Source organism: Candidatus Stygibacter australis, from assembly GCA_030765845.1.
Taxonomy (GTDB): domain Bacteria; phylum Cloacimonadota; class Cloacimonadia; order Cloacimonadales; family TCS61; genus Stygibacter; species Stygibacter australis.
In genome coordinates this window covers 1-12,129 of record JAVCDJ010000171.1, presented here as the reverse complement: position 1 = coordinate 12,129, position 12,129 = coordinate 1, and the positions used below count along the sequence as shown (strand labels likewise).

Genomic DNA, 12,129 nt, shown 5'->3' with positions numbered 1-12,129 from the left:
CTTCATATTTATGCTCCTACATAATAATATATACTTAAATAGTTTACTAATAATTAGTTATGCCCTATTTTAGCAACCAATTTTTGCCCTTTAAACCAATATTGGTGAGTTCAAATGATGTGCTGTCAGAATTTCCCCACTGCAATTCATGTTCAATGCTTTCGGGAAAAACCGCAAAAGTATTTGCCTGATATGCTGTGAGGGCAATTGACTGGTTCCAGGAATCTTCATCGCTGGTAATATTTACATTAAGAGTGAAGGTGTAATAATCAGGTACGTTATCACTGACACTAATCGTGAAGGCATCAGAAATGGTTACCATATCATTTGCAGCAACGATGCTGCAGCTATCAGTACCATCTATAATATCAATATATTCATCATCTTCAGAAATGGTCAGCTGCACATTATTTGCATCATCTTCCCCGATATTTTCCAGGGTAAGGGAAATAACAGCATCTTCTCCAGCTTCAATATACTGATCTTCACCAGCATAAGCAGAATAATCCATAATAGTGAGGAAGGGACCATCAGGTGGGATGGATGGAGTGGTGAATAATAATGCCATCTGGTCCTGCAAAGGCTTTGCTGCAAGGGAATAAGAATTATTATAGGTATATTGCAAACCGATAGTTGAAGAGTGATCTTCCAAACCTACAGTACAATATTGACCATGGTTAGCACCATGATAGGGATATTCCCCGATATTTGTGTTAGCAACATCTTTATATTGAATTTTAATTTTACTGTCTCCGGTTGTGGTTGGATAAAAATTGGGGTCATATAGAATGATCTGAAAGGTTTCTATTTCATTATTATGCTCATTTCTCATGCGATCCCATTCCACGATGAAATAGTGCTGAGAGTTATTATAATAAGTAAATACATCACCTTGATAGCCATTATTAATATCATCCCAGAAAGCAGCGATCATGGGGCTTGGACCACCAGTACCGGGAATACTCCAATTCATAAATGCAGCAGCAGTGCTTCCACCGGGGCTTATCCAGCCGGCAGTAGCAATTGTGATCAGATCATATTCTTCACCATAAAAAACTAAAGAGAAATCCGCTGGCAAAATTACATCGGTAATGTCTGCAGAATCACCAACCGTATAGATGTTAAGATCATCTCCGATATTGTTTATTTCTACCCAGTCATAAGTGGGGCAATTTTCATAAGCGGTATCATCATCATCGTAGCAATAATAACCATATTCATCGGGACCCAGTGGATCTTCCTCGGTAACGGTGCCTATTTGAATTAAATAAGAGCATGTGGCATTAAATCCATCTTCATTCGTAAAATTTATATTTACAGGTATTTGTGTGCCGGGAATAATGCTGCTGCTGGCTGTGATCTCAAAGGTATTTGAAAAATTATAGGCAGTATCATCAGGAGCAATATTTCCAAAAAATCCTATACTGTCCTGGATCGATATCCTGTTATTAAGGCATTCCAATTCACCGTAAATTGAAATTGCAGATATCTGCCCAAGATTTTCAATAACAAAATAAATATCAGCAGATTCACCTGGGTCAAGTATACCATTAGCATTCTGGGCAACATAGCTATCTATATTAAGCAAAGCTCCATATATATCTATGAAGACAGGTATTTCCCAAGTCTCACTATTGGATGTAAGAATAAGATTTAATTGAGATATTGTACCACCAGGTGTGGCGGGATCAATATATATAGCGAGATCAGAATTTACTACCTGGTTTCCGCTGGTAATATCTCCTAAATCTGTGCTGGAAGTAACTATAGAAATATTATTATCCATTGAAACCAGTTCGGCATTTAGATCAATAAGATCATTATATCCGTAATTCATAATAGTGAATTCCAGAGATATTTCTTCACCAGGATTGGGAATCCCATCATCAAGATCAAGGTAGCTGATTTGAGCTATTCCGGGATTATATTCTGCCTGATTTACGGTAAATTCACCTTCATGGGGAATTTTATTATGAGAAGTTATAGTGATCTCATATTCTTCATTTGTTGTAATGCCTTCCAGATCAAGATAAAATTTTCCCTGAAAATCAGAATATCCTGTCTGATAAAAATCGTTAGCTCCCCGGGCAGTTACCCAGGCATCTTTTAGAGGAATACCTGCTTCATCAGTGATACCCACTTCCATATATTCTGTACCATAAGCGATAACTTCCGGATAGTTTATCATCATCGGTTGAGGAGTTCCTGTCCAGAGGTCAATAGAGGGATCACCAAAAAGAGTATTGCAATGCGACCAGCAATTTACATGGTTATCAGGGTTATTGGGATATTGCTGATAGAGATTCAATTTACCCCGCACCAGTGAGCCACCGGTTGTGGATATATCATCAATAAATATTCCATAAAACACACCCTCAGTAACGCAATTATTAAAGCAGCCGGAGGTCATACCAGTGGAAGTGCCAATAGCAGCAATTCCCCCTTTGGGGACAGTAGAAGAGCCAGCTCTCAGAAAGGTTTCACCTAAACAATTACCATTCATATCACCTGTAAAACAGGTTATTAATACCCCAAAAGATAACATCCAGCCATTATTCAAGGCATTAATATTATTATTATTCCAGCCGGAATCTACTCCCTGGCTGCGCCAGCATAAATAGCTTGCACCATTATTTAATGCCTGGTCTAATGAATATATCCAATTACTGTAATATATTTCAGAAAAAGAATATTCGGGATTGTGAATTGTGATATATTCTTCCACTGTTTCGCAGGTAGCAATTTTACCGGGTCCACCATAAGAAAATAAAATTGCCTCTTCAAACCAGTCAGGATCATCCATATAGGGATCTCTTTCATAATTGATGGATTTGGTAATTACCGTTTGCAATTCGTTTATTGTATTTACCGCTAATCTTCCAATAATCACATCAGCCAGAACATCATTTCCTGCTAATAGTGAATATGGATGATCTCCAGCACCCTGCTGCGAACTCCAGTTTTCATAATATGTAGGTATTGTGATCAATCCTGACACATCACCCACAAGGACAACATAATCAGGAGGATTTTCCCAGTTGTCATAGGCATTCTGGATATAATTCTTGATCTGAGAAGTAGAAGTTCCTGTTTGGGTGGTATTAACAGATGATACTTCAAAGCCCTTTTTATTTTTCCAATCCATCAGGTATTCCAGATTATCTGCCACGTTATTATTCAGGGGATAAATAAATAGAATGGAAGGTCTTTGAAAATCATCTCTTAAATTACATACTTCATTATAATTAAGTACTATAGAAGAATAAATATTTGAGAAGACACGGGAATGAGGTCGATCTGATGTTTTAGCATTTATGCCACCTTGTCCTTCTGTATTGATCTCCAGCCTGATATTATCATGAATTACCAGTTCTTTTTTTAAAGGGTTATACTGGAAAGGGCAAAAAGTTACTTTCACAAGTCTGATATCACGCATTATAGCGGGTTTACCTAATTGTGCAATTGCTGCTGGATAGATATTTCCCTGCAGATAATATTCTGAATCAATTGTAAATAAGTCCTGTTCTTTTTCACTTTCCAGAAGGATCTTCTCCTGGGGATAGATCAGAACATTTTTCTCAATAAATGAATTTTCAGCAGAAATAGTAAGGACGGGAGTCCCTTGATCAGGAATAGCGATCAGGCGAGTGAATACCGGCAGATCAGGCAAGCCAACATCCAGTAATTTACCTTCCTGAGGGTAACTGATTCTGGTATATTTAGTCCCGTCTTTGGTGATTTCTTCCCTTTCATATCCGTCCAGATTAAATTCAATCGAAATACTGCCTCTATCTGATTGCTGATATTCTACTAATTCTTTGGTTTGAGGAATATCAACGTGAACTCCCCATAAGGAAAAATTCATAATTACAATTAATAACAATAAAAATATCTTTCTCATCAATACACTCACTTTTTTCTCTATGCAATTAAGGGCTTCGGTAATCGCCGAAGCCCTTATAAATCATTCAATTATTTTATCTTAAATTTACCTGTTGGCTGTAATACTATTTTATCATTACCATTTTACGGGTTTGTTTTTCCCCATCTACAGAGAGATTAGAGAAATAAATTCCGCTGGCAACTTCATTACCGTTATCATCTTTTCCATCCCAGACAATCTGATAATTTCCAGGACCAGAAGGTTGATTTATCAAGGTTCTGATGATCTGGCCTTTCATGTTATAAACTCTTAATGTTACATTTTCTGCTGACTGGCTGATACTGAAAGGAATACGGGTTTCAGGATTGAAAGGATTAGGATAATTCTGGCTTAGCAGATTGCTTACTGGTATCTGATCTGGATCATTATTATCAGTGATAGGATAAAGAGTAACCGGAATGGTTTTTCCGTCCCAACTATCAGAGGTGATCACAATATTACAGGTATGCGCAGCTTCTTCAATGTCACTGGTATCAAAATTAACAATAATCTCTTGTGACTGATTTGGTGAAATTGTCCCAGATGACATATTAAGATTTATCCAGCGCAGTGGGTATTCCAGCATAATTTCGCCATCAACCAGATGAGGCTCTTCACCATATCCATCACCGCCAATTGTATATGCAATAGTCATATCACCGGCAAATTCTGTAGAAAGAGTTACGTCAACAGAAGCAGATGCAATTTCACCATCGTGCAGGACTCCCCAGTCATTTTCGGTCATGCCATGCCAGTTTACATAAGCACCTTGTCCAATTGTGCCATCCCATTCTATGTTTCCACCAGAGCCTCCGACAAAATCTTCAGCGTCATTAACTGTTACTCCCAGTGGGAAATCTATCCAGACATCAGAAACCCATTCATTGTCAACTGCTCCATTATAGGCAGTAAATGTCCAGGTAGTAGTCTCACCTGGAGTAAAGCCGGTTGCATCACATTCAAGGAAAGAGCCGGTAATATCTCTAGTGAGAGAAGTTTCATCTGTACGGATATAGAAATTAACTGAAACATCTCCAATATTGGTGATCTCAAATGATGTGCTGCCAGTAGTTCCCCACAACAGGTCATATTCAATACTTTCAGGATTCACTGCAAAGGTGTTTGCCTGATAGGCAGTGAGTACTATCAATTGCTGCCATGAATCTTCATCGCTGACAATATTTGCATTTAGACTGAAGGTGTAGAAATCAGGAACATTATCACTGATACTGATCGTGAAAGCGTCAATAATGGAAACCATATCATTTGCCACTACAAAATCACAGCTTCCAGTTCCATCTACTATCTCGATATATTCATCTTCTTCAGTAATGGTGACCTCTACATCATTAGCGGTATCAGCACCAATATTTTCCAACACTATCGATATAACGGCTTCTTCGCCAGCTTCGATGAAGTTGTCATCACCGGCATAAGCACTGTAATCTACGATAGTAAGGAAAGGACCATCAGGTGGGATAGGGGGGCTGGTAAAGAGTATAGCCATCTGATTTTGCAATGGTTTTGCTGCATTGGAATAAGTATTATTATAAGTGTATTGCAAACCAATAGTTCCTGTTGGGTCTTCCAGACCGACAGTACAATATTGACCATGATCGGCCCAACGATATGTGCCACTGTTATTATTGTTTATAGTTTTATACTGCATTTTAATTTCACTGTCACCAGAAGTTGTAGGATAGAAGTTTGGATCATAAAGGATCATCTGGAATGTTTCTTCGGAACCGGTGGCTTCATTCTGCATATGATCCCATTCAACCACAAAATAGTGTTGATTGGTGTCATAGTAGGTATATACGTGTCCATTACTATTTATAAGATCATCCCAGAAGGCTGCAATTATTGGACTGGGACCATGAGGACCCGGAACTGTCCAGTTCATAAATGATCGCACCTCAGTTCCACCAGGTGAAATCCAGCCGGCAGTACCCACGGTGAACATATCATATTCTTCACCGTAAAATACAAATGTGAAATCATCAGGGAAATCAATATCTTCGATATCGCAATCATCATCAGGAACGTTGTTAATATATAAACCAGTATCATCACCAATCGAATTGATCTCTATCCAGTCATACTCAGGGCATTTATCATAATCGGTATCACTGTCATCATAGCAGTAATAGCCATAATCATCAGGACCCAAAGGATCTGTTTGACTTACAGTACCCACTTCAATAACAAAAGGAGCGGATGCATCATAACCACTGGCATTAGTGAAATGAATACTTACCGGGATCTGAGTTCCAGGTAATATCGCACTGCTGGCAGTAATTTCATAACGATCAGTATAATTATTCACATCATCACCAGGCATTACTGAGCCAAATTCTGCCAGACTGTCATTTATAGTAATCCGGCTGTTAAGGCATTCCAGTTCGCCGGATACATTCATGGCAGTAATTTCACCCAGATTTGTGATATCAAAGTATATTTCACTGGTTTCACCTGGATCAATCACGCCATTTCCATCAATAGTATAATCTGTAATATCAAGAACAGCACCCTCAATATTCAGGAATATTGGTAATATCCAGCTATCCTGATCACAGGTCAAAGTCAGGTTCAGTTGAGCAGTTGTGCTGCCCAGTGTAGAGGCATTAATTGTTAATTCCAGATCACTATTATTAATTGAGGCTCCGGCTGTAATATCATTTAATTGTGCCGTGTCAGAAGTAATAGTTACATTGTCATTCATTGATTCCAGACTGGCTTCCACGGATGTAGCTGTATTAGTTCCATAGTTATTGATCGTTAATTCCAGAGTAATGTCTTCGCCAGGATTGGCAATTCCATCATCATTTGTGTCATCTAATACCAGATTTTCGATATCAAGATATATATCAGCCTGGCTTACCGTAAATTCCTCTTCGAAAACCATACAGTCATGAAAAGAGATAGTAAGCTCATAATCTTCTCCAAGTTCTGCATCCTGAACATCCAAATAATAAACACCATTAATATCTGTGTAACCAGTGAAATAATAGTCATCACCTCTGGCAGTTACCCAGGCATCTTTGAGTGGAGTTCCTGCGGCATCCAGAACAACTATCTGCATATAATTAGTACCAGCAGCCACATCATCTTCAAAGAATACTGTCATTTCCTGGGGAACTGAGGTCCATAATTCCACTGACGGATCTCCCATCAAATTATTCCAGTGTGAAAAGATATTTACATAGTTATCGGGATTTTGCGGATATTGGGTATAAAGATTAAGTTTTCCACGCACTAATGCTCCACCAGGATTGAAGGTGTGATCTACAAAGATACCATAAAAAATACCCGAAGTTACACTATTATTAAAGCAGGTGTGAGTTCCAGAAGTAGCTGTTCCAATAGCAGCAATAGCACCTTTGGGAACTGAAGAAGAACCTGCTTTGGCAAATACCTCGCTTTGAGCTGTGCCACCAAAACTTCCTGTGGAACAGGTGAGAATGGAGCCAAAGGGCAGCATCCAGCCATTAGTGAGAGCATTAATATTAGTTGTACCCCAACCGCTCATACCAATATACCCACGGTAGCAAACATAAGAAGCTCCGCTATTGATACCAGATGATAAGTTGTTAGCATAATTACCGTTATAAATTTCATCAAATTCAAATTCATCATTGTAATTCTGAATATATGTTTTCACAACCCTACAGGTAGAGATTGTAGAAGGTCCAGAAGAAGAAGGGTCTCCCACTAATACAGCATTCTCAAACCAGTCAGTGTTTCCCATATAAGGTTCACGTTCATAATTGATAGATTTAGCGATCATGGTTTGTAATTCGCTGATATTGTTTACTGATAATCTTCCGAGAAATACATCAGCCAATACATCAGTGCCATCAAGCTGAGAATATGGTTGATCTCCAATACCACTGTACCCGCTCAAGCCCTCTGTCCAGGAAGGTATGGCAATACTTCCATTCGCATCACCTACCAGTACAACGAATTCAGGTGGATTTGTCCAGTCATCATAAGCGTCCTGAATATAGTTTTTGATCGAAGAAGTAGATGTTCCTGTTTGGCCTGTGTGAGCAGCACTTACGTCATATCCCTTTTTATCTTTCCAGTCTAAAAGGAATTCCAGATTATCTTCCACATTATTATTATTTGGATAAATGAAAAGAATTGCAGGTCTCTGGAATTCATCTCTCAAGCCGGCTGTTTCCTGATAATTTAAAATCTGTGACTGGTAAATGCTGGAAAAAGCCCTTGAAAGTGGACGATCATGAGTTTTCACATTTATCCCACCTCTGCCCGAAGTAGTTACTTCCACGTTAATATTTTCGTGCACGATCAATTCATGTTTGGCGGCATTATACTGAATAGGATAAAAAGTAACCTTAACCAGGCGCAGATCACGCATTATCGCCGGTTCACCAAGTACTGCAATATTAGCAGGATATATTCCACCAGTCTGATAATATTCTTCATTAACTGTATATGTTTCTCTCACCGGTTCACTTTCAGTGAGTAATTCTTCCTGAGGATATACTGTGATATCTTTAACTATGTGAGAATTAGAGGATGTGATGATCAAAGTAGAAGTTCCTTCATCAGGAATTGCTATCAAACGGGTAAAAACTGGCAGGTTCGGCATGCCAATATCAAGTATTTTACCTTCTTCTGGATAACTGATTTTGTTGAAACTGTTACCAAATTTGACAACCTGCTCCATTTCATAACCATCCAGATTAAATTCCAACGAAATGTTTCCACGGCCAGCTTGAGTATAGCCAATTACCTCTGCTCCGTCATTTACGGGTATTGATACCCAGGCTCCAAATAAGAATATGCCCATCAGCATATATACTGCAAAAATAAAACTCTTTTTCATATTACTTCCTTTTCTATAAATTTCATTTACCCTTTACTATTAAGCAATAAATGTACCAAATATCTAAAAATTAAGGTATTTGGGATAAAAAAAATCCCCGTCTATTCAACAGGGATTTTTATATTAAAATTTTAGCTGTTTATTTTAGTAAGATCATTTTTCTGGTTTCACTGGTTTCTCCAACAGACAGTTTATAAAAATAAACTCCACTGCTCACCATTTCACCATTATTGGTCTTACCATCCCAGATAATTGAATGTGATCCACCCGGCAGATAATTATCCACCAGGGTTCTCACAAGCTGTCCTTTAAGGTTATAAACCGATAAATTGATCTTCTCATTATTCGGCAACAGGAACATGATCTCTGTTTCGGGATTAAATGGATTGGGATAATTACCATTCAAAGTTACTGCTTCTGGTAATTCACTGCTGTTATTATCATCTCCATTAGTCACGTTTAAGACCACATTAATTATTTTTGTATCCCAACTATCACAGGTGATCACAATGTCACAGGTATGAATACCCTCTTCGATGTCATTAGTATCAAAATTCATCGTGATCTCCACATCTTCACCATCTTCCAGATTTCCTGAAGAAGTATCAAGATTGATCCATCTCAAAGGATAAAGCATATATATTTCACCGGTTACATTATGTGGTTCCTCTCCAAAACCGTCTCCACCAATTTCCCAGCCCAGCGTCATATCTCCCGCAAATTCCGTACTTAATTGTACATCTACAGTCCAGATGCCTGTTTCACTCTCATGAATAAGTCCCAGACCATTTGTTGTTTCTCCATGCCAGTGGACGGATTGCCCTGATCCTGTTGTTCCGTCCCAGATCAGGCTGCCCCCTGAACCTCCTGTCACTTCACTGGCGTTGATCACTGTAACTCCCTCTGGAAAATCAAGCCTGACATCACACAGCCATTCATTATCAATGCTGGCATTTTGGACACAGAATGTCCACGTTGTTTCTTCCCCTGGAATGAAGGTTTCTGTGTCTATTGTTATATTGGAACCGGAGATATCCCTGCCTTCCGGAGTGGTTTCATGCGTTCCGATATAAAAATTTACAGGCAGATCTCCGATATTAGTCAAAATAAATATTTGACTGCCGGTTTCCTGAGGATGTAGTTCATAATATATACTGTCCTGATCAACTGAAAATGTATTTGTCCAGTAAGCAACAAAGGACAGCGTCTGGTCCCAGCTAAATTCCTCGCAATTGATCACAGCATCAATATTAAAAATATAAAAATCAGGAACTTCCTCCGCTATTTCCACGCAAAACGCATTATCCAGAACACCCATGCCATATGCTGGTATTTCGGTACAACTTCCCGAATTATCTATCATGGTCACATAAGGATCATTTATAGATAATTCCACTTCGATATCATTCGCTGCCTCTCCTCCCATATTCTCCAGAACCATACTGATTAATGCGATCTCTCCTGCTTCAATAAAGCTATCATCACCGGAAAAAGCATAGAAATCACTGACTTCCAGAAAGGGTGCATCGTCTGGTATGGGCAAAGGCATAAATAGCAGTGCTGTTTCATCTTCCAGAACTTTACACGCAGCAGGATACATGTTATTAAAGGTGTATTGCAGCCCAATCTGTGAATCTTCATTTTCCAGTCCTATCGTACAATATTGCCCATGATTACTCGGATATGTGCCTGCATTATTGTTCGTTACATCATAATACTGCATTTTGATCACACTGTCCCCTGTTGTCACCGGATAATAGCTGGAGTCATAAAGTATCACCTCGAATATCTCCCAGACTCCAGTATCTCCGTTTGCCACGTGCGACCACTCTATGATATAAAAATGATGCTCATCATCATAATACCAGAGCACATCCCCGGTATTTGTGTTCAAATCATCCCAGAATACAGCTATCATCGGACTTGGTCCCTGAGGTCCTGGTAGCGGATAGTTCATAAAGCTCCCGCTTTCATGATAGCCAGGAGCTACCCAGCCATTAGTGCACACGCAGATCTCCTCATATTCTATACCATAAAAATCAAACTGGAAATCTTCGGGTAATTCCAGGTTTGCATAATTACCTGTCCCTGCCCCATTCCCCGTTGCAGTTCCGCCTTCCCAGTCAATAGATGTACCCTCACCACCGTAATCAGGATCAATCTCGATCCAATCATATTCAGGGCATTGCTCATATTCCACATCACTGTCATCATAACACCAGTAACCATATTCATCCGGTCCATAGGGATCCGTTACTTCAGGGTCACCTATTGGTATGTACATAGTTACAAAGTCGTTATAACCTTCCATATCAGTCAGATGAATAATAAAGGGTAAATATGTTCCCGGTAAAATCGCTTCACTGGCTGCAATACTGAAACTGTCATTTACATTACTGGCTGAATCCCCGGCAGCTATTGTTCCAAAAACACCCAGACTATCCAGGATCTCTATCCGGCGACTATTACAGAATAATTGCCCTTCCACTCCTGCTGCCTCAATCTCTCCATTATTTTCCAGTGTGAAGCAGATTTCAACCGTTTCTCCCGGATCAATTATTCCATCGCCCGTTACTGTATAGTCACAAGCATACAGACTTGCTCCTTCCACAGGTATATATTGCAAGGTAGTCCATTCATTATCATCAGCATCTGTTATTGTGAACTCCATTAATATTTCCACACCACCTTGAATAGAAGAAGCAAATTCCAGTTCAAATCCCGAATCCACTGTTACTATTTCTCCTATCGCAATATCACCATAATCTACACCAGTCGTTAATATTGTAACATCGGAATTACTGCATTCCATGGTTACATTCACTCCACTGACTGCTTCTCTTCCTCTATTTCCCAGGGTCAGCATTAATTCCACTGGCTCCCCTGGATTTACAATCCCATTGCCATTCCCACCTGTATCAATATATTCCATTGAGTGGATTTCTACGAACTGAGTTAGCTGCTCTTTTATCACTGTTTCTCTGAACGGGATGTGATTATGTTTGGTTACAGTAAGAGCATAATTCCCTTCTTGCCCATGAGCTACATCAAGAATTACCGAACCATTGCTGTCACAGTATCCGGTTGCTGTATAACCTCCCCCCTCCTTATATAAAGTTACCCAGGCACCTTCCGCGGCATTACCGGTGGAATCATGAACTGTCACTTCATAAAAATTGGCTCCGTGAGTGATCACGTCATTATAGGTAACAGACAAATTCTGGGGAATACCTGTCCATAATTCCAGAGATGCTTCACCCATCAGAGTATTCAAGACTGAGAATTTATCCACATTATTGCCGGGGTTCTGCGGGAAAGTTAACCATAAATAATATTTTCCCTGTAAAATTGCTCC

The 12,129-nt window shown here is 39.3% G+C and carries 3 protein-coding genes; all 3 read right to left on the bottom strand.

What is annotated here, in order from left to right:
* Positions 1-64: 64 nt before the first annotated feature.
* Positions 65-3,865, bottom strand: coding sequence for a C25 family cysteine peptidase (locus RAO94_08645; GenBank protein ID MDP8322403.1), 3,801 nt, complete (start codon positions 3,863-3,865; stop codon positions 65-67).
* Positions 3,866-4,007: 142 nt separating this feature from the next.
* Complete coding sequence (locus RAO94_08640) at positions 4,008-8,774, bottom strand: C25 family cysteine peptidase (GenBank protein MDP8322402.1); 4,767 nt, start codon at positions 8,772-8,774, stop codon at positions 4,008-4,010.
* 139 nt (positions 8,775-8,913) lie between these two features.
* Positions 8,914-12,129 (bottom strand): T9SS type A sorting domain-containing protein (locus RAO94_08635; protein ID MDP8322401.1); only part of this gene is annotated, 3,216 nt, incomplete at its 5' end.

Excerpts from the sequence above, each read along its gene's own strand:
- RAO94_08645 (MDP8322403.1), bottom strand. The coding sequence starts at position 3,865 with ATGAATTTTTCCTTATGGGGAGTTCACGTTGATATTCCTCAAACCAAA.
- RAO94_08640 (MDP8322402.1), bottom strand. The coding sequence starts at position 8,774 with ATGAAAAAGAGTTTTATTTTTGCAGTATATATGCTGATGGGCATATTC.